Raw genomic sequence first — 21,154 nt, forward strand, 5'->3', positions numbered from 1 at the left:
GGAAATCTCTTGATCTCCCGTCAAGACATCTTCATGACTTTTACATTCTTATCTGTATGTTTCCCATATCATAAGCATTTCATCCGTCTGAATGATTTGTTTGTTGCTATGGCTGTATATTAACAGTTAAAATATGATTCTACAATTTACAAAAGCCGCCGAATGATAAGTTTTTTATCACCCTGCGGCTTTTGTAAAGAATTTTTATATGATTATTTTTCCATATTATTTTTCTGAAAGTTATGAATGGATGTAGTCACTGTATCGTGAAGCGTCAGATCCATCATTCTTACCAGATCTTCAATATTTTCTTTCATTCCTTCCCTGATCCACTCAAGCATGATTCCCACAAAACCATATTTATAGAAGTCTGCAATAAATTTCTTATCCTCTTCTGTGATATTCAGACCCTTGCTTTTTTCTTCCACCACACCCACGATCAAATCATAGGTTAATTTAAAAAGATAATTTTCTATCCGCTCCCTGTCCACATTTCTGTAAACATTCATAATAAACGGTTTATTTTCCAGCACTGCCTCAAATATCTGGGTCAACCCTTCTGTCCAGGACTCAGAAGTCTTTTTGCCCTGAAGGGCTTTTGTCCCATCTTCCACACAGGACCATTCAACCAGATCATAAATATCCTTGAAATGATAATAAAAAGCCATGCGGCTTATTCCACAGTCTGTGGTAATATCTGTTATCGTGATCTTGTCCAGAGGTTTCTTCAGAAGAAGCCGTTTCAGGGATTCTTCCAGAGCTGCTTTTGTGGTATTTGGCATATAACTCCTCCAGTCTGCTTACTGTGATTATTTCCAGTCGTAGTTTCTCAGGTGTCCTTCCAGATTCATGTGGTCAAAATTATTCTGGCGCAGTGCCTCGTACAGAACAATTGCTACGGAATTGCTCAGGTTCAGAGAACGGATATCTCCGATCATAGGGATCCTTACGCAGGTTTCCTGATTATTGACCAGAATGTCCTCCGGGATTCCTGCGCTCTCTTTTCCAAACATAATGTAGCAGTCTTCTTCATAATGAACATCAGTATAAGTCTGAGGCGCTTTTGTTGTTGCATAGTAAATCTTTGCACCGGGATTCTTCTCCAGAAATTCTTCAAAGTCCAGATATGTAGTTACATCCAGATCTTTCCAGTAATCCATTCCTGCTCTCTTTAAGGCTTTCTCACTTAAGGAAAATCCCAGAGGCTCGATAAGATGGAGTCTGGTTCCTGTTGCCACACAGGTACGGCCGATATTTCCTGTGTTTGCAGGAATCTCCGGCTCGTGAAGTACAATATTTAATTTTGCCATTTTGTTTTTATTCCTCTTGTTATTAATCGTCTGTCTTTTCTTAGAAAATTGTCTCTTAAGTTTCCTGCAGTTACTCTTTGAGAAGTTGCTGCAGTTCATCCTCTGCCGGACGTTCCAGATAGCGGGCACTGCCGCCACTGTAGAGAAGCCGGTCATTGCCGCTGTTAGTCTGACCGATGACCTCTGCCATAAATCCCTCATTGCGAAGTCTCTGTACCAGTGCTTCACCTCCGCGGATTCCAATCAACACTGCTCCATCTGCCTGAAGCTTATATGGATTCAGGTCAAAAATCTCGCACACTTCTATGGTCTCCTGACGAATCGGTACCTTACGGAAATCTGCTTCCAGTCCTACTTCTGAAGCTTCTGCCATCTTCCAGAGCGCACTTAAAAAGCCGCCCTCACCCATAGCATATAATGCGTTGGCATCTGCCTCCTGCGCAATTTTCCAGACAATACTGCCGGCTCCATAAGCATCCCAAAGTGAAACGCAATTCTGAATAAAACCGGCAGAGAATCTCTCTGCCAGTTTGTCCTTTTTATTTTTTGCTATTACAGAGGTTCCTTTCAAAGCCACCGGGCATGCCACTACCAGTTCATCTCCCGGTTTCAGGCATCCGGTTATTTCTGCCCTCAGAGCCTCCATTGCCGCCTGTCCCAGTCTCATTCTTTTCCTCCGAAAATTTATTATACGATCAGAGACAGAACTGTCGGCACTACCATTGCCAGTACCAGAATGATTGCAATAATTGCTGTGATCACTTTACGGTTCTTTGGATTAAACATTCCCATTTCTCTTCACCTCTTTAATCTCTGTTCAGGTTCTCAAACACATCTTTCGTCACATCTGTCACATGAGCATTGTTAGTCAGCGGATCACGGTCTGCATAGTTAAACAGCAGCACTGTTCCATCTGCAAATACTTCCACATGTGCATTCTTTGCCACTTTTTCCCGTTTTCTGAAGTCCCATATCTGTCTCTCAAAAGGCTTCTGATCTCTGGCAAAGCCAGGACGGCTTTTCAGGTTTTCTCTCAGATAGAGATCATATACCATCTGGTCTTTTACCTGATCCATGGAAATCTCCGGCACATCCTCCAGAAATTCCAGCAGGATCTCATATCTTCGCATTCTTGTATGAGAAACATCACCATAGCCCTTTTCCATGTAAAAGCTGCCCAGTCTCTCATAAATTGAGAAAACATCTGGGAAAAATTTTTCCAGATATTCAAGTGTATTCTGGAATTGTCCACTATTATAATACACTTCCACCATATTTTCCACAGTTTTCAGCTTCAAAACGTGGTCATAATCCAGCCACTTCGTGGAAAGTACCTCATAAGGCTCCTGTGTTTTGTATACAATACCATATTCCCTGCACATCTCCATCATATGGGAACCCTTTAACACCTTCAAAAAGCCCAGCTGAAGCTGCTGTGGTTTCAACGCATAGACATCATTAAAGGAATGCCGGAAGCTGTCGTAATCTTCATAGGGAAGTCCTGCGATCAGGTCCAGATGCTGATGGATATTTCCAAAGCTGTGGATTCTGTCAACAATTCCTTTCAGTTTTTCAAAATTCATAGTTCTGTGAATTGCCTTAATCGTATCCGGATTTGTTGACTGTACTCCAATCTCCAGCTGAATCAAGCCCGGACGCATAGTGGACATTTCCTGCAGTTCCTCTTCTCTTAACAGATCTGCTGAAATCTCAAAATGGAAGTTTGTCACACCATTATCGTGTTCATTAATATACTTCCAGATTGCCATTGCATGGTCATGTTTACAGTTAAAGGTACGGTCTACAAACTTTACCTGCGGAACCTTATTGTCTATAAAAAACTGCAGCTCTTTCTTTACGGTCTCTGTATCTCTGAAACGCAGTTTCTTATCAATGGAAGAAAGACAGTAACTGCAGGAGAAAGGACATCCTCTGCTGCTTTCATAATAAATGATCCTGTTCTTAAACTCAGACAGATCTTTGTAAATGAACGGAATACTGCTTAAGTCCATGATCTGGCGCCATCCATTATGTATGATCTGATCTCCGTCTCTGTAACAGATTCCTGTCATATCTTTCAGATCCTGCGGATTTTTTTCCACATAATATCCGGCAAGTTCTTTAAATGTTTCTTCACCTTCCCCGACCATAACACCTTTAAATTCTGAGTTTTCTGTCAGGAATTTCTCCGCATCATAAGAAACTTCCGGACCGCCGGCCCAGAAGTCGGCGCCCGGAAGAATCTTTATCAGATCTGCCATCAGTTCTTTTACAAAAGAAAGGTTCCAGATATAACAGGACACGCATACCACATCAGGATGCTCCAGGTAAATATCACGCATGATATCATCTTTCTGCTGGTTGATGGTATATTCCTTTAATACAATATGATCTGCGTAATCAGATGCATATGCCTGCAGATCATAAACAGCAAGATTAGAATGAATATATTTTGCATTGCATGCCACTAATAAAATCTTCATAAATCTTTAGCCTTCCAGTGCACTCTTCAGCTCTTCTTTGGAAGTAAGACCTACGAAGCGTTTCACTTCCGCACCGTCTTTAAACAGGATCAGTGTCGGAATGCTGACTACACGAAACTGCTGTGCAAGTGCCATATTCTGATCTACGTCTACTTTTCCTACTGCGTATCCCTCTTCTGCCAGTTCTTCTACAACCGGACCCTGACGCATACATGGTCCACACCATGTTGCCCAGAAATCTATAAGAACCGGTCTCTCAGATTTTAATACTTCTGTTTCAAAATTTGCTGTTGTAATCTCTTTTGCCATGATTTATATCTCCTTTGCTTATTCTTTATAAAAATTTGCAATGTAAGTTCTCTGGTTTTATAATATCAACACTATAACCCTGTTAAATTTTCAGTTTTTATTTTAGATTTTTATTTTAAAGATCTTACATACTTCCCTGCATTAATACCTGCCTGTGCTCCCTCATATACAGCTTTCGCCACCTGAAGAAGTCCGCCTGTACAGTCACCTGCCGCATAGAGTCCCGGGATGGTTGTTTCCATATTTTCGTTAACTTTAATGTTGCCTTTTTCCGTAAGTTCAGCTCCCATCTGGCGGGCAATCTCAGTACTGCCTGCAGTTCCCATTGCAATAAATACACCCTCTGCAGGACAGAAATCATTTGCCTGCTGACCTACTCCTGCCTTTATTTCCTCTGCCTGCACATCAGGTTCAAGACGGATTCCGGATACCAGATCATCGCCCTCTACAGACTGGATCTTCATTGTGTTTACACTGATATTTTCTTCAGGTGTAAATTCCGGTTCTTCACCGTTTGTATAAATGGTTACTGTAGAAGCAGTATTAGACAATTCCTTTGCTTCATGCATGGCGAAATCACCGTTTCCCAGAACTGCTACATCCTTGCCTCTGTAAAAGAAAGCATCGCAGATTGCACAGTAACTGACACCTTTTCCCTCAAATTCTTTAACACCCGGGATCTTCGGTGCAGCGCGCTTACTTCCTGTTGCAAGAATCAGACTCTGAGTCTCGAATTCACCTTCTGTAGTTTTTACCACAAAAGTATCAAACCCGCCGACTCCCAGAACCTGTGCATCCAATATTCGTACGCCCAGTGCTTTCGCCTGAGCGATTCCTGTATCATATAATTTCTGACCGGACAGCGGATGTTCCAGTCCGTAATAGTTTTCTATTTTCTCTGCTTTTTCCAAAGCACCGATCCCATTGTTGATCACCAGGGGATCCAGATTTCCACGAACTGCATAAAGCGCAGCGGAAATTCCTGCAGGTCCGGCACCTATGATTATCACTTTTTCCAAATTCTGTCACCTGCTCTCTGTTATTGTTTTCAATATACTGTGATATATCATCGTTACTGTTCACTCTGTTCTCAGTAACTTATTATCAGCTATTGTTACTATACTACGTTTTCTGAAAAAAATCCATGATTTTATTTGGATAATTTTGGTATAATTTGGTTAAATAAGTTTCTCGATTCAGCGACATAATAAATAAAAGCGAAGTGCTGTTCACTCATGAACCATGCATTTCGCTTTTATACATTATTTTGTATGATTTATTTATCCAACCAGAGGATATTTGTCTGTAAGTTCTTTGACGATTGCCTTTGCCTTTTCCTGGCTGCCTTCTTCTTTTAAGGTCATAGCAATTGCTTCTGCGATCTTATCCATATCTTCCGGTTTCATGCCTCGTGAAGTAACTGCTGCTGTTCCGAGACGTACACCGCTTGTAACAAATGGAGACTGGGGATCATTTGGAATTGCATTCTTATTGCAGGTAATGTTTACTTCATCAAGAAGATTCTCCATCTGCTTGCCTGTAACGCCCAGATTTCTGAGGTCTACAAGCATCAGATGATTGTCTGTGCCACCGGAAACGATATCAATTCCTCTCTTCTGAAGCCCTTTGCAAAGTGCCTGCGCATTCTCAACGATCATCTTTGCATAATCCTTAAACTCCGGCTGAAGCGCTTCTTTGAAACATACTGCCTTGGCAGCGATCACGTGCATCAGAGGACCACCCTGGATTCCCGGAAATACTGCTTTATTAAAGTTAAATTTCTTTGCATTCTCTGCGCTGCTTAAGATCAGGCCGCCTCTTGGTCCACGCAGAGTTTTGTGTGTGGTTGTAGTCACAACGTCTGCATAAGGAATCGGGCTTGGATGCTGTCCTCCTGCTACCAGACCGGCGATATGAGCCATATCTACCATCAGATAAGCTCCAACTTCATCTGCGATCTCACGGAATTTCTTAAAATCAATGATTCTGGCATAGGCACTTGCACCTGCTACGATCAGCTTTGGTTTATTCTCAATTGCGATTCTTCTAACTTCTTCATAATCGATCACACCGTCATCATTTACTCCATAATATACCGGCTTGAAGTAGGTTCCGGACATATTTGCAGGACTTCCATGTGTCAGATGTCCACCATGATCCAGATTCATACCCATTACAGTATCTCCCGGCTGCAGCATTGCAAAAAAGACTGCCATGTTTGCCTGTGCTCCGGAGTGCGGCTGTACATTTGCATATTCACATCCGAATAATTCTTTCGCACGTTCGATTGCAAGAGCTTCCACCTCATCCACGCAGGAACATCCGCCGTAAAATCTCTTCCCCGGATATCCCTCCGCATATTTATTAGTAAGAGGGCTTCCCATTGCTGCCATAACTGCTTTACTTACCCAGTTCTCTGAAGCGATCAGCTCAATATGGGAATTCTGGCGTGCAAGCTCCGCCTCGATCAGATCTGCGATATCCTTGTCTGTCTTTGCTACGTCGTCGATTGAATACATCTTCGTGCTCCTCCTTTGTTATACGCTCAGTAATTATTCCGATTATAACCAATTCTATCCATCATGTCAATCACCAAAAGACATTTGTCCGTGTACCAAAATATTTTATGTATAAATCCGTATACTACAGATTATACAGATTAATTTGCGTCAAGCGGATATTCGCAATCTCCACAGGGGACTTACTTGATTCGGTTAAACAGCAAAAACTGTGCTGTTTTTTCCATCAGATAGAAACTTATTTCTATTTTACTTATTATAATTTTGCCCTATAGTTAAAATGATTATAGTTTTTTAAGGAGGTTCTTTTTATGCTTCAAAATACATATCACAATCCGCTTCTTCCCGGTTTTTATCCTGACCCTTCTATCTGCCGGGTAGGAGATGATTATTATATGGTTACTTCTTCATTCGTTTATTATCCGGGACTGCCGATTTTCCACAGTAAGGATCTGGTTCACTGGGAACAGGTTGGTCATGGAATCCACAGACCTGAGCAGCTTGACTATAAAAACTGCGAAACTTCTGAAGGATTATGGGCACCAAGTATCCGTTATCATAACGGAACTTATTACATCATTAACACTTTCGTATCTGCAGGACGTGAAGCAGACCGTGACAATTATATTATTACAGCAAAAAATCCTGCCGGCCCGTGGAGTAATCCGATTGTTGTAAAAGGTGCAGACGGCATCGACTCCAGTCTTTTCTTTGATGATGACGGTTCTCTGTGGTATGTAGGCAACTACATCAGTCCTGACTGCCTTTATGAAGGACATCATGGTATCTATCTAAACGAACTTGATCCGGAAACCTTCCAGTTCAAGGGACCTCGTTACATTATCTGGGATGGTGTAAAAACACGCAGTAAATGGATTGAGGCTCCGCATATTTACAAGAAGGACGGATGGTATTATCTCCTTGTTGCAGAGGGTGGTACTTTCGTAAATCACAGTGTACAGATGGCCCGCTGCCGTATAATTCAGGGAGATTACGAAATCTGCCCGAGAAATCCGATTGTTAGTCACAGACACATGCCTCTGTTGAACCCGATTTCTGTTACAGGACATGCTGATATCGTAGAAACTCAGAATGGTGAATGGTGGATGGTCCTTCTGGCTGTGCGTCCATATGAAGGAGGACATTATAATCTTGGCCGCGAGACTTTTATGGTTCCAATTATATGGGCCGAGGACGGATGGCCTATGGTTGATAACGAAACAGGACTTGTCCAGACAGAAGACCGTCTTCCGGATCTACCTAAGACCATTTATCCATTAATGCCTGAATCTGATAACTTCGAATGTGATACTCTGCAGATGCAGTGGAATACCATTCATCCGCCAGTTAAACAAATTTATTCTCTGACAGACCGCTTCGGATATCTGCGTCTGTATACAAGAAAAGAAGTTCTGAACGAAATCTGTCTTCCTTCTTTCATAGGACGCAGACAGCGTCACAAAGTATTCCTGGCAAAAACAGCTATGGAATTTACTCCTGCAAACGAGAATGAAGAGGCCGGAATTGCTCTTGTACAGGATGACCGTTTCCATTATCTTATGGTATTAGTTCAGAAAGACGGAAAGCCATTCCTTCAGGCTTACCAAACAGAAAATGGTACAAAATCTTTGCTTGCAGAAACTGAGATCAAAGATGTAAAACGCCTCTACCTCAGTGTTCAGGGTAATACTACTGATTATGACTTCTATTACGGATACACAGATCAGGAAATGCTCCCGCTTGTCAGAGGGCTGGATGCTTCTCTGTTAAGTTCTGTAGTAAATAACGGATTTACCGGAACATACATCGGTATGTATACAAGTTCCAACCATCAGCCAAGTACTAATTATGCTGACTTTGACTGGTTCAACTATCAGGGAGAATAATCACTGTTTACAATTAACAAAGCTATAAAAAATTTAAAATATAACCCAAAAACGGATTGCCGTTCAACGTGAACCCGCAATCCGTTTTTGCTGTTTGCAATATCTATATTTCTTTAATCAATCAGATAAAATCATCCGCTTCGCTACGTAGCTCTACACCGAATAACTGCTTCGCAGTTTATCAGAAGGAGCTTACTTGATTCGGTTAAAAAGCTTTTTTGATCTGTTTTACCAGTGCATCCACATCTTCCGCTTTCACAAGAAATCTCTCGGTTCCATTGATTTCCAGACTATCATAAGTATCATCATATGCAAAATATTTCAGAGTTATTTCCGGAGCTTCTTCTGTGCTTCTGTGGAATGTTACAGTCAGCACTTCTTCCTTATCTGCTGCATCTTTTGTTTCTTCAACTTCCGAATCAAGCATTATACTTTGAAGCGCCTGATACAATTCAGTAAATTTCTCCTTCTTTACAGTTTTCTTTCCGAATTTATAATCGCTGCCATCCAGCTTCATGGTATAGGTTTTCTTTCCAATGCTCATATCCACACTGTCAAGTGTATCAATATTTACCAATGCCGGAATTTTCAGAATCAGATTAAACGGTTTCAGCTCCAGAAGACTGTTCACCGACTCTTTTGAAAGCATATAAACAGCCTCTTCGTATCCTTTTACACATGCATAATAGTCACCATTCTCATCTGTATTTCCGATAAGGATCGTTGCTGTTGCATCTGCATCCTGCGTTTCTTTTGCTGTGTCATCGTTAACTGTATTTACAAAATCTACTGTAAAATATGTCTTTGTATTATCCAGTCCGGTATCTGTATTTGCTGCATCGACGCCGTTGCTGAGATCAAAAGCAGCCAGCACTCCAAACATTTCATACATATTCTCTGTGTTTACTGTTGCAGTCTCATCATACGGATTGGTAATTTCCCAGTAGTCGAAATCCATCTTATAATCTGCCGGTTCCTGTTTGATCTGAAATACTTCTTCGCCGTCCTTTACAATGGAAAATCTGCGAATGGAATAGGCAGACATTCTTGGATGTTCTACAGTTTTTAAATCTGTATTTTCTGTTTTATCATCTGTCTGATCAGCAATTTCTTCTTCCACAGCTGCATCTTCTGCTTTTGGCTCTTCTGCAGTCTCAGAGTTTTGTTCTGCTTCATCTGCCCATACAGGACAGGATATAACTGCTGTGCCTGCTGCACCGGCAGTAAACATGGCTGTCATTCCAAGAAGTAATATTTTTTTAATTTTGTTTTTCATGTCTGTGTTCCTCCTGTCCATATATAATATGGTTTTTATTTTATGTTACTTTTCGCAATTGAAACAGAATACTTACTCCGTTCGGTTAAAGTGCAATTTCTACCTCAGCAGGCTTATGTCCTGTCAGTTCTGCACTTCTTGTATCCGGCTGGGATACTCCTGCAAATAAACGGAAATGTTTTCCTGCGATGTAACGATTTCCATCTTCATCAACTATATTCATTGCTTTATTAGAAATTGTAAATTCTACAGATTTCTCTTCTCCCGCTTTCAGAGATACTCTCTTAAATCCGCAGAGACTGTAGTTACGAACTGCAAGCGGAGAATCAAGGTCTTTGATATACACCTGAACAACTTCATCTGTATCTACTGTTCCATTGTTCTTAACAGTTGCTTTTAACATGATATCGGACTCTGCTGATACTTCACCGACAACCTCTGCTTCTGTTACGCAGGTATCACTGTATGTAAGTCCGTATCCAAATGGATAAAGTGCCTCTTTTTCCATATAACGGTAAGTTCTGTTCTTCATAGAGTAATCTGTAAATTCCGGCATTCCTTCCAGGTCTTTATAGAAGGTTATCGGAAGTTTTCCTGATGGAGATTCTTTTCCGAAGAGAAGATCTGCTATTGCACGTCCGCCTCTTGCTCCCGGATACCATGCAAGAAGGATTCCATTACAGTTATCCTGCGCATAATTCAGGTCAATCGCACTTCCTGCCATCAGAACTACGATGGTAGGTTTTCCTACTGCTGTTACTTTCTCGATCAATTCTTCCTGTACTTTCGGAAGATGAAGATCAACTTTGTCCCCGGATGCATCACTGTTTCCGGTATCTCCTTCTTCTCCCTCCAGAGTCTCATTAAGACCTACGCAGAGTATGACTACATCGCTGTTTTCCGCTGTAATTACTGCCTCAGAAATTCTGTCCTGATCCCATGCCAGATTTTCAACTTTGTCTTTATATAAATCACATCCCTGAGAGTAAAGGATCCTTACATCGTCACCTGCTTCTTCACGGATTCCTTCAAGAACAGTAATATATTCTGAAGATGTTCCATGATAATTTCCAATAAGAGCTGCACGGCTATCTGCATTCGGGCCGATGACACCAATAGTATTTACTTTTGTTTTATCAATCGGAAGAACTCCATCATTCTTCAGAAGTACGCAGCTCTTTCTTGCCATCTTAAGAGCTTCATCAATGTGCTCTTTGCACTCTACCACACTATACGGTATCTTATCATATTCACTTCCGTCAAACAGGCCCAGCAGATATCTGGTTGTCAGCAGTCTTACTGCGGATTCTGTAATTTTCTCTTCTGTTACCAGTCCATCCTGATAAGCTCCCATCATATGAAGATAGGTATTTCCACAGTTCAGGTCACAGCCTGCATTTAATGCCATAGCAGCGGACTGTCTTGGTGTGGAAGTTACCATGTGATGTTCATGAAAGTCACGGATTGCCCAGCAGTCAGAAGTATAATGACCTTCGAATTTCCATTTTCCTCTCAGGACATCTTCCATAAGATATTTATGTGCACAGCAGGGTTCTCCGTTTGTCCTGTTATAAGCACCCATTACAGCCTCAACATCCGCTTCTGTTACAAGCGCTTCAAAAGCCGGAAGATATGTTTCCCACATATCCTTCATGCTTGCCTGTGCATCAAATTCATGTCTGAGCGATTCCGGACCGCTGTGCACTGCATAATGCTTTGCACATGCTGCCGCTTTCATTACAGGTCCGTCACCCTGGATTCCTTCTACGAATTTCACGCCAAGTCTGGACGTCAGATATGGATCCTCACCATAGGTTTCATGCCCTCTGCCCCATCTCGGATCTCTGAAAATGTTTACATTGGGGGACCAGAAAGTAAGACCCTTGTAAATATCTCTGTCTTCTTTTGCAGAATATGCATTGTATTTTGCTCTTCCCTCAGTTGCAATGATGTCGCCAACTTTTTTCATCTCTTCATCGTCAAATACTGCAGCCATCGCAATTGCCTGCGGGAACATGGTTGCCACACCTGCTCTGGCTACTCCATGCAGTGCTTCATTCCAGTAATTATATGCCGGAACACCCAGTCTTTTCACGGGAGCAGCATCGTATTTTAACTGGGAAGCCTTCTCCAGAAGCGTCATCTGTGATACCAGTTTTTCTGCTTTTTTTCTTGCTTCTGCTCTTTCTTTTCTGTGATCTTTCATTTCAGATCCTCCTGTTTATATAATTTGATAATTATTCAGCAGGTATTAACAAAGCCTCAGCACAGCCCGCTACTCCTGCATTATGTATTCTGCATTTCTTCTCTGTATTTCGTCGGAGATTTTCCTGTATGTTTCTTAAATGCCAGTGAGAAATAATTCGTATCTCTGTATCCTACCATCATAGCAATCTTTCCAGTCTTGATGCTGGTAGTTTCCAGAAGGCTCTTCGCCTTCTCAATCCTCTTTCTAACAATGTATTCATTACATCCTTCACCTGTAATCCGCTTAAATAATCTGGAGAAATAATTCGGTGTGATATAGAGACTTTCCGCAATGCTGGAAACCGAAATATCCTCTGCAAGATGCTCATCTATATAGTGTCTGGCATTGGAAATGGTATAATGTACATCCTCTTCATCATTTTCAATGAGCTGCTCAATAAACATTCTCGTAATCTCACAGGCCTCTTCTTTTCCTGCTGATGACAGACTCTTGGAGAGTGCATCCAACTTTCCTTCTTCCACCTCACACGATACTTCCATGTAGGAAAAAATCAGAGTGGAGGCAATCTCGAAACAACATCTGCGCACAGCAGAAGGGGAAAGATTATAGGATTCTGTTGCCTTAGTAAAGGTATTAAATGCCTTTAGTACATAATCTGGAGTTCCTATATTGGAAATCATGATATTTCGCAGTTCTGCATAGATTTCCCAGAAGATTTTCTTCTTGTTCTGAGCCCCCATCGTCTGTATAATGTCCTGAATATTCTTTTTTTCATGTTCCAGAAGATATCTGGCATCATTGTAGGAAATTGCCAGATTTTCAAATCCTTGCACAGCACTTCCAACCGTAATCTTTGGTTTATATTCAAATTCATCCTTCAGCACATCCGACAATTCTTCAATCTGTTCCAGAACGCTGTCGTCATCATCCTTTTCAAAACAGACAATCGCAATCGTACCGTCATCATCTACAAATGTGATTCCTCTGTTTTGGGAATCCACCATGCTCATGCAGACATTTTTAACAGTCATTGCACGGAATTTTCCGTCATTCTGCTGTTCTGTATACATTCCCTGTTCCAGAAGAATCAGGCTCATTTTCTGCTTAATATCAAACTGAAAATCTTTCTGGAGAATATACAACTGCATCTCTTTATCTGCTTTTGTATGCACCAAATTTCTCATGCACTGCTCCAGTCTCATCTGCACTACAGAGCCTTGAGAGCGCCACACTCTGGCCTGATTCTGCTCTTTGTTTTCCTGCTCTTTCAGTTCTTTTATCTGCTTTTCTATCGCATTGAAAAGATCATCTTCATCAATCGGTTTCAGGAAGAAATCCTGCACCTGAAGCCGCAGGCTCTCTCTTGCATACTCAAAATTATCAAAGCCTGTAAGCACGATCACACGCAGTTCAGGTACTGATTCTCTGGCCGCTTTAATCAGTTCCAGTCCTGTCATTTCTGTCATCTGGATATCTGTAACCATAATTTCAGGACTTTCTTCTTTAAGAATCTTCAAAGCCTCGTTTCCTGACGCAGCAGTAAATACGTCATCTACTCCCAGTTTCTTCCAGTCTATTGCATTTTTCATCCCCATGCGTATCATCTTTTCGTCATCAACAATCAGTACTCTATACACACGTCCACTCGCCTCCTGCTGTGTTCTTTTTGATTTCTGTCTGATATGGCAGATGGATCACGACAGTTACTCCACCCGAATCATTCTTCTGGTAATTAAGACCATATCCCTCCCCAAAAAGAAGTTCAATCCTCTTGTTTACGTTTCGCACTCCATATCCAAAGGAATCCTCGTATCTGGAGAGCTGTTCATTCATTTCATCTATCTGTTCCTGACTCATTCCTGTGCCTGTATCTGATACCTTTATGATAACTTCATCCTCATTTTTATATGCTGTAAGATAAAGTGTACCTGTTTTTCCCTCTTTTACTTTCATTCCATGATAAATGGAATTCTCTACCAGTGGCTGCAGGGTCAGCTTCGGTATCAGGCTTTCTTCCACCTGAGATTCTACAACAATCTCACTTCCGATAATGTTGTCGTATCTCATGTTCTGGATAATCATATAATTCCTGATGTGCTCTACTTCTTCTCTGATTGTGATCACATCATGCCCTTTGCTGAGACAGATCCTGTAATATTTCGCCAGCGCCTTTACCATTGTGGAAATCTCTTTATTTCCTTCGGCAATCGCCTGCCAGTGGATACATTCCAGTGTATTATAAAGAAAATGTGGCTGGATCTGCGACTGAAGGGCATTAAAACGGATCTGCTCCAGCTGATGCTGTTCCAGTTTTACCTGTTCCATCAACACCTCGATTTCATCCATCATAGAGTTAAAACCAATTGCAAGCTTGGCAAAATCCTCGCCCATATTGTCAACATTGATTCTTGTTCTCAGGGAACCTGTTGCAACATAATCCATATTAGATACTACCTTATTAAGGGGCTGATACATTTTCCTGACCAGTGCTCTTATAATAATGCTTACTATGATCAGCACTATGATCAGAACCAGAATCACAACAACCATTATATGGAATCCTGATTCCATCAGTTTATAAAAAGAAATCGAACTGACTACATAATAATTCCAGTTCTTAATCTTCTGGCATACATACATATTCCCATTCTTTGTAAATATCTGTATCCCTTTTTCCATCTCATCTATATAATTTACGTAACGGCCTGTCTCCTCTTTATCATTCGAAAGCAGTATCATTCCACCTGTGTCAACTACTCTTGTTTCTGCTGAAGAATCTCCTACAGCCAGCATCCTCTGTACTGCCGGATCATCGAAATTCATGCACAGAAGCCCTCTTGCATCAGATACTTTTCTGGTATCATATAATGGATAATACAGACTCAATGTATATCTGTTCCCTTTATAATAATCGTTATAATAATCGTTATTATAGGAAACTTTCAGCGTTCCTTTCTGCGCATATTTGCTTCTCTCATATGCCTGGGGATACACTTCTTCAAACTGCGTAACTGATAAAGAACCCTTTCCTCTGTAGTAGTAACTTTTATAATCTGAACTGACAATGGCAGCAAAGTTCAGACTCTCATACATATTATTCAGATTCTCCAGCTTGCTGTAAACTGCATCAATGTCTGCTGTCTTCAGCTCATTTTTCTGCACCTGCCTGCAGTAATTCTGCACAGAATCATCCATGATCGTACCCAATACGATTTCTTTATATGAATCCATTGATCCCTTAAAAGATTCCGCAACTGTATTATTCTGCATCTGCAGAAGTTCTACAGACTGCTCTTTCATCGATGCTATAGAAAAAGTCAGAGAAACACCAGCAACCGTCAGCGTTACAATAAGAATACTGACGGTCACAAGTAAAAGTATTTTTTTATCAAATTTCCAGTAGCTGAATTTTGTTTTCCATTTGTTCATGTTGTCTTTCCTCATCTGTCACATAATTTCACATATACCCACATGATCAGGGGTGATTTTATCTCCCCAATATCATACCATGTTCAATGGTAAATGGATACAACAGATTTCGCAGAAAGAATCAACCCTTTACAGCACCTGCAGTCATACCTTTTACCAGTTTATCCTGGAAAATAATAAACATGATAACCATTGGTAAAAGTGTTAATGTAAGAACCGCCATGATCATTGGTGTATTCATAGAATACTGTCCCTGAAATTCCCAGATTGCCAACGGCAGGGTACGATTCTGGGCAGACTGTGTCAGTGTATTTACAAATGAGAATTCATTCCACATATTTACACCATTGTAAATTGCCAGTGTCGCCATTCCGGGTTTGGAAAGCGGCAGGATCATGGAGAAGAACATCTGAATCTTTCCACATCCGTCAATTTCAGCAGATTCTTCGATTTCTCTCGGAATCTCTTTCATAAAGCTGGTCAGGATAAATACGGAAATCGGAACTGCGAATGCGACATACGGTCCGACCAGTGACCAGATTGTATCATAAAGTCCTGTTGACTTTGCCATTTTGAATACAGGGATCAATGTAATATGTACAGGAATAGACATACAGGCTACAATGATCGCATAAATCGGCTGTGCCATTTTAAACTTAAATCTTGCCAGAGGATAAGAAGCGCATGCTGAAATAAACAGCAACAGAATCAGGGAGATTGCAAGAACGATCACACTGTTCTTGAAGTAATTTGCAAACCCTCCTGTAAGTACCTCAGTGTAATTGGACCAGTTCAGTTGATCAGGAAGCTGGAATACACCCTTGGTAAGCATCTCAAATTTCTCTTTGAATGAGTTCAGCACCATGAATATAAAAGGTGTAAATGATACAATTGCTGCACCGATAGCAAGAACAAAAGCAATGACCCAGGCTATGATGCTTTTTCTTCTACTTTTCTTATAGCTGTCCATCCCTTAATCCTCCTGTTTTCCGTTTATAAGTTTCATAGTAATCATAGATACCATTGTAATCAGGATAAACATACCTCCTGCAATGGCTGAGCCATAACCCATGTTAAAGTTCTTGAATGATTCTTTGTACATATAGGTTGCCATCAGCTCTGTAGCAGTACCAGGACCGCCACCTGTCATAACATAGATCAGATCGAAGTATTTCAGAGATCCAACCATTGAAAGGATAGCTGCACTCTTAATTGACGGAATAAGAAGTGGAAGTGCAATCTTCCAGAAATACTGTCCTCTTGTAGCACCATCGATTCTTGCTGCTTCAAATACATCATATGGGATGTTTGTATAACCAGCCATAAAGTAAACCATGTAGAATGGTGTAAACTGCCATGCAATGATAAGAATAACTGTGATCAATGCTAATTTTGGATTACCAAGAAGGTCAATGTTGCCCCCTCCAAACCATCCGGAAATTGTGCTGACAATACCTCCGTTTGTTGCAAGTGCGTATGTGAAAAGGAAACCAATTGCAACAGAAGACATAAGCATTGGAATAAACCAGATAACCTTGAAAATTGTAAGTTTCTTACCGCCAAAGTCAAGGAATGTTGCCATTGCAAGTCCTAACGGAATCTGGATAATGATAGATAAGATCATGATAATAACGTTGTTCTTAAATGCTATCCAGAATTTTGTATCTTTGATCAGTTTTGCCCAGTTTGCAAGTCCTACCATCTTCTTGTCTGCGGAAATACCATTCCACTGGTATCCGCTTGTAATAAATGTATCAATAATCGGATACGCGATAAATACTACTAATAAAATGATAACAGGTGCCAGAAAAAGTGCTGCTGTCTGACGTGTTTTTCTCTGTCTTAACTGAACCAGAGATATCCCTTTTTCATTCATTTTGGTGCCTCCTTTTTAATACTTTCTGAGATTTGATCATCTGACCTAACGTATGCCAGAGTATGTTTGAAAAATGCTTTCGGAATATGTTAGAGATATATTTCTGAGATGGTTTTTATATATTTTCTGACATGCTGTCTGATATGTAATTTGACATTGAAATGATTTTTCAAGCACACTCTGTGTACTCACATATTGTTTTTCAAGATAAAGGGTTCTGCACTTTCAGCATGTGCAGAACCCTTCTTTTCTACCCTTACTCAGGTCAGAATGAATGCCTGCTTTCCTTTAAAGATTATTCAGCATCATCTGCTGCTGCATCATCTGTAGCTTCTTCTGCAGTATCATCTGCTGCTGCATCATCTGTAGCTTCTTCTGCAGTATCATCTGCTGCGCCGGAATCAGATTTGGTACTTAAATATTCGTCCATTGCTTTCTGCATTTCTTCCTGTGCTTCCTGAGGAGTCTTTGTCAGACCAAATACTTCCTGTAAGCCATCAAGATGTGCAGTTGCAACAGATGTTGGCAGATACTGGTCATACCACAACTGGATAGAAGATGCTTTCTGAGCTGCATCAAAAATTTCCTTTACAACAGGGTCTTTGATGTGGTCTCCTGCATCTTTTACAGGAACAATCTTGTTGTTAGAGTATGTAATGTCTGCAACTTCATCAGATAAATGATCTGTTGCACATTCAAATGCTGCTGCAAGTTTATCACCTTCACAGTTGAAGGAAATGAACTGATCACCTACAGTACCGATCTGGATTGTAGGATCAGCATCGGAATCATCAATTGCAGGGAATGGGAACCAGCCGATCTTCTGATAGAATTCCTCACTGTCAGTCTGGAATGTTCCTGTATACCATGAGCCACAGAGAAGCATACCTGCTGTCTCCTGATACATTAACTGTTTTGCCTGTCCGTCATCTTCGCTTAAGGAGTTTACGCCATCCGGGAAGTATCCGTTGTTAACCCACTCCTGAATCTTCTCACCTGCTTTGATGAAGCAGTCATCTGTGAATTTACCGGTTCCTGCAACTGCATTCTGGAATGGTTCCAGTCCGCCATAACGTGCTGCCAGAGACATGAAGTACATGGAACCTGTCCATTTGGAAGCATTAGCAAGTGCAAAAGGTGTAATTCCGTTTTCTTTTAATGTTGCACAGATATTTTCCAGATCAGCTAATGTCTTCGGTTCTTCAAGTCCGTACTGTTTAAACATATCTTTGTTGTAGAAGATACCTGCCAGAGAAACATTCAGATATGGGATCGCATATACATGTCCATTGTAGCTTCCCTGTTCAATAGCTGCATCCAGAAGTTTATCTTTAACATCGGACTGATCAAGAAGATCATCAATCGGCTGAGCAAATCCGGAATCAATATATTCATACATCGGACCACCGGACCAGCTTGAGTACATATCAGGACACTCACCGGAGCTCATCGCGATAACAAGTTTTTCCTTGTATGTATCGTTCTGGATAGCTACCGAATTTACAGTATAGCCTGACTTTGTTTCTTTGTTAAACTTGTCTACTGCTGCAGTAACAATATCTTTGTCCGGGCTCTCTACCGCGATATTCCAGTAAGTAATTTCTTTGTCGTCAGCTGCAAATGCAGTTGTCTGCGCTGCCATCGGTACCACCATAGCTGCTGTCATGGCAAGTGCCATAATCTTATACATTCTTTTTTTCATTTCTTGTTTCCTCCTTTTTTATTCACTTTGTATATTTAAGTGTATTTATCATAGCATTCCATTCACATAATGCCCATAAAATATTCTGTCCAAAATCTATAAATTTCTGTCTTTCCGTTTTCTGTGTGCAGAAAATTATAGATATCTGTACTGGAATCTTTCCAAAAATGTCTTCTGAGAACCAGCAAAAATTGCTTTCAAATTTTAATTTTTTTATTATTTTTTGACTATTTTTCCATTATTTGCTTTAATATAAAAAGGAAGTCCCACCTACTGCTCATTACATTTTACAATTAAAGCAGAGGACTTACCTGATTCAGTTAACCTTTCAATTTATAGGAGGTCGTTTACATATTATGAGAAATTTTGAATATTATACACCAACACAGGTTCTCTTTGGAAAAGATACCCACCTTCAGGCAGGTTCCCTGCTGAAGAAGTATGGAGCAAAAAAAGTTCTGATCCATTATGGAGGTCAGAGTGCTGTCCGTTCCGGACTGATTGATGAGATCACTTCTAATCTGAAAGAAGAAGGTCTTGAATACATCACCCTGGGTGGTGTCATTCCTAATCCACTTCTTTCCAAAGTCCGCGAGGGAATCGAATTATGCCAAAAAGAACATGTAGACTTTATCCTTGCTGTAGGAGGAGGAAGTGTTATTGACTCTTCCAAAGCCATCGGCTATGGCGTTGCCAATCCGAACAATGATGTCTGGGATTTCTGTCTGAAAAAAGCTGTTCCAACCGGCTGTCTGCCCATTGGTGTCATCCTTACAATTGCGGCTTCCGGAAGTGAAATGAGCAGTTCCAGTGTTATCACAAATGAAGAAACACAAGAAAAACGTGGATGTGCAAAGACAGATTACTGCAGGCCGAAATTTGCCATCTTAAATCCACGTCTCACCTACACACTCCCACAGTATCAGACAGAAAGCGGATGTGTAGATATCCTCATGCACACCATGGAGCGATATTTTGTAAATATTGAAACTATGGAGATTACAGACAGTATCAGCGAAGCTCTGATGCAGACAGTCATTTACAATGCCCGTATTCTTATGAAAGAACCAGACAATTACAGCGCCAGGGCAGAAATTATGTGGGCAGGAAGCCTTTCCCACAACGGTCTGACCGGATGCGGTACAGGTGGTGGTGACTGGGCATGCCACCAGCTTGAACATGAACTGGGAGGTGTCTACAATGTAACTCACGGAGCAGGTCTGGCAGCTATCTGGGGAAGCTGGGCACGATACGTCTACGAGGTGAACCCTGAACGTTTTGCTCAGTTTGCCACCAATGTATTTGACATTCCATGTGGAACTGATTATAAAGAAACAGCCCTTGCAGGAATTGAAGCAATGGAAAATTTCTTCCGGTCTGTAGAAATGCCCACCAGTTTACATGAACTGGGTCTGGATCTCACAGATCAGCAAATTCATGATCTTGCATTCAAATGCAGTTTTGAGGACACTCGCACCATTGGAGTCTTTAAACAGCTCAATATGAGAGATATGGAAAAAATCTACCTTATGGCAAGATAAAATAAATTTTTGTTATAATTTTCTCTTTTTTCGCAAAAATCATAAAAATTACTTGCATTCAAACAATCGATATGCTATTATAAGGCCTGTGATACACAACAGTTCACAGACCAAATGCCCAGATAGCTCAGTTGGTAGAGCAGAGGACTGAAAATCCTCGTGTCGCTGGTTCGATTCCGGCTCTGGGCATTTTTTATTTTCTTTTTTGCTCACGGCTGGTTAGAAAAAGCCTGGGCATTTTTTATTTTCTTTTTTGCTCACGGCTGGTTAGAAAAAGCCTGGGCATTTTTTATTTTCTTTTTTGCTCACGGCTGGTTAGAAAAAGCCTGGGCATTTTTTATTTTCTTTTTTGCTCACGGCTGGTTAGAAAAAGCCTGGGCATTTTTTATTTTCTTTTTTTGCTCACGGCTGGTTAGAAAAAGCCTGAGCATTTTTTTATTTCATTTTTTAATATTGTCTTCTCTCACTTTCAGCAGTATAATTTTTCCAGAGTATGTTTGAAAAATGCTTTCCGCAAGATGTGCGTCACAATTTGTGGGAATGATTTTTCAAACACGCTCTAGAGCGTGTCTGAAAAACATTTTAAATTGTTTATTTTAACCAAATTAATATTG

Annotated in this window: 17 protein-coding genes, 1 tRNA gene and 1 pseudogene; 5 read left to right on the forward strand and 14 right to left on the reverse strand. The window is 40.8% G+C overall.

The genetic code is table 11. From position 1 onward, the window contains the following. Positions 1 to 212 precede the first annotated feature (212 nt). The 7 genes from LI074_RS12850 to glyA all read right to left on the reverse strand — a co-directional run bounded on the left by LI074_RS12850 (position 213) and on the right by glyA (position 6,621). Positions 213 to 782, reverse strand: a complete 570-nt coding sequence (locus LI074_RS12850; protein ID WP_022380387.1) for a TetR/AcrR family transcriptional regulator — start codon at positions 780 to 782, stop codon at positions 213 to 215. 27 nt (positions 783 to 809) lie between these two features. Continuing rightward, complete coding sequence (locus LI074_RS12855; protein WP_055053526.1) at positions 810 to 1,310, reverse strand: tRNA (cytidine(34)-2'-O)-methyltransferase; 501 nt, start codon at positions 1,308 to 1,310, stop codon at positions 810 to 812. Positions 1,311 to 1,380: 70 nt separating this feature from the next. Then, a complete protein-coding gene (locus LI074_RS12860; protein WP_118587227.1) occupies positions 1,381 to 1,977 on the reverse strand; it encodes an AIR synthase-related protein in 597 nt (198 codons plus the stop codon). Positions 1,978 to 2,116: 139 nt separating this feature from the next. Beyond that, positions 2,117 to 3,793, reverse strand: coding sequence for a B12-binding domain-containing radical SAM protein (locus tag LI074_RS12865; RefSeq protein ID WP_173698207.1), 1,677 nt, complete (start codon positions 3,791 to 3,793; stop codon positions 2,117 to 2,119). Positions 3,794 to 3,799: 6 nt separating this feature from the next. Then, positions 3,800 to 4,102, reverse strand: a complete 303-nt coding sequence (gene trxA, locus LI074_RS12870) for a thioredoxin (protein ID WP_173698208.1) — start codon at positions 4,100 to 4,102, stop codon at positions 3,800 to 3,802. 110 nt (positions 4,103 to 4,212) lie between these two features. Further along, on the reverse strand, positions 4,213 to 5,121 hold the full coding sequence (locus LI074_RS12875; protein ID WP_173698209.1) for an NAD(P)/FAD-dependent oxidoreductase: 909 nt from the start codon (positions 5,119 to 5,121) through the stop codon (positions 4,213 to 4,215). 261 nt (positions 5,122 to 5,382) lie between these two features. Beyond that, entirely contained in the window at positions 5,383 to 6,621 is a 1,239-nt protein-coding gene (gene glyA, locus LI074_RS12880) for a serine hydroxymethyltransferase (RefSeq protein ID WP_128866502.1), read from the reverse strand. Between the two features lie 311 nt (positions 6,622 to 6,932). On the opposite strand from glyA, the gene LI074_RS12885 reads away from it, so the two are divergent. Then, positions 6,933 to 8,507 (forward strand): glycoside hydrolase family 43 protein, encoded by a 1,575-nt coding sequence (locus tag LI074_RS12885; protein ID WP_173698210.1) that lies wholly within the window; start codon positions 6,933 to 6,935, stop codon positions 8,505 to 8,507. 205 nt (positions 8,508 to 8,712) lie between these two features. Here LI074_RS12885 and LI074_RS12890 read toward each other — a convergent pair whose 3' ends face one another. The 7 genes from LI074_RS12890 to LI074_RS12920 form a co-directional block, all read right to left on the reverse strand. Beyond that, positions 8,713 to 9,783, reverse strand: coding sequence for a hypothetical protein (locus LI074_RS12890; RefSeq protein WP_055059964.1), 1,071 nt, complete (start codon positions 9,781 to 9,783; stop codon positions 8,713 to 8,715). An 85-nt stretch (positions 9,784 to 9,868) separates the two neighbouring features. Continuing rightward, positions 9,869 to 11,989: a glycoside hydrolase family 3 C-terminal domain-containing protein gene (locus LI074_RS12895; RefSeq protein ID WP_062807252.1), complete on the reverse strand. Its 2,121-nt coding sequence runs from the start codon at positions 11,987 to 11,989 to the stop codon at positions 9,869 to 9,871. Between the two features lie 80 nt (positions 11,990 to 12,069). Continuing rightward, on the reverse strand, positions 12,070 to 13,629 hold the full coding sequence (locus LI074_RS12900) for a response regulator (protein ID WP_173698211.1): 1,560 nt from the start codon (positions 13,627 to 13,629) through the stop codon (positions 12,070 to 12,072). Then, positions 13,622 to 15,421 carry a sensor histidine kinase gene (locus tag LI074_RS12905; protein WP_173698212.1) on the reverse strand — a complete coding sequence of 600 codons (1,800 nt, stop codon included), beginning with the start codon at positions 15,419 to 15,421 and terminating at the stop codon, positions 13,622 to 13,624. Before LI074_RS12905 ends, LI074_RS12900 begins: the two co-directional genes overlap by 8 nt. Positions 15,422 to 15,542: 121 nt before the next feature. After that, positions 15,543 to 16,391, reverse strand: coding sequence for a carbohydrate ABC transporter permease (locus LI074_RS12910; RefSeq protein WP_173698213.1), 849 nt, complete (start codon positions 16,389 to 16,391; stop codon positions 15,543 to 15,545). 3 nt (positions 16,392 to 16,394) lie between these two features. Then, positions 16,395 to 17,297, reverse strand: a complete 903-nt coding sequence (locus LI074_RS12915; protein ID WP_118611330.1) for a carbohydrate ABC transporter permease — start codon at positions 17,295 to 17,297, stop codon at positions 16,395 to 16,397. 295 nt (positions 17,298 to 17,592) lie between these two features. Further along, complete coding sequence (locus LI074_RS12920; RefSeq protein ID WP_227194689.1) at positions 17,593 to 18,999, reverse strand: extracellular solute-binding protein; 1,407 nt, start codon at positions 18,997 to 18,999, stop codon at positions 17,593 to 17,595. 356 nt (positions 19,000 to 19,355) lie between these two features. Between LI074_RS12920 and LI074_RS12925 the strand changes: the two genes are divergently transcribed. From LI074_RS12925 to LI074_RS18210, 4 genes and pseudogenes are all read left to right on the forward strand, one after another. Further along, positions 19,356 to 20,540: an iron-containing alcohol dehydrogenase gene (locus LI074_RS12925; protein ID WP_119241956.1), complete on the forward strand. Its 1,185-nt coding sequence runs from the start codon at positions 19,356 to 19,358 to the stop codon at positions 20,538 to 20,540. Between the two features lie 116 nt (positions 20,541 to 20,656). Then, positions 20,657 to 20,729, forward strand: a tRNA-Phe gene (locus LI074_RS12930). After that, positions 20,700 to 21,041 carry a hypothetical protein gene (locus LI074_RS12935; protein ID WP_265107677.1) on the forward strand — a complete coding sequence of 114 codons (342 nt, stop codon included), beginning with the start codon at positions 20,700 to 20,702 and terminating at the stop codon, positions 21,039 to 21,041. Before LI074_RS12930 ends, LI074_RS12935 begins: the two co-directional genes overlap by 30 nt. 18 nt (positions 21,042 to 21,059) lie before the next feature. Continuing rightward, positions 21,060 to 21,140 (forward strand): annotated as a pseudogene (locus LI074_RS18210) (DUF6783 domain-containing protein); the annotation flags it as partial. Between the last annotated feature and the right edge of the window lie 14 nt (positions 21,141 to 21,154).

This window comes from Blautia sp. MSK18_10 (genome assembly GCF_020553185.1).
Classification (GTDB): Bacteria; Bacillota; Clostridia; order Lachnospirales; family Lachnospiraceae; genus Blautia_A; species Blautia_A wexlerae.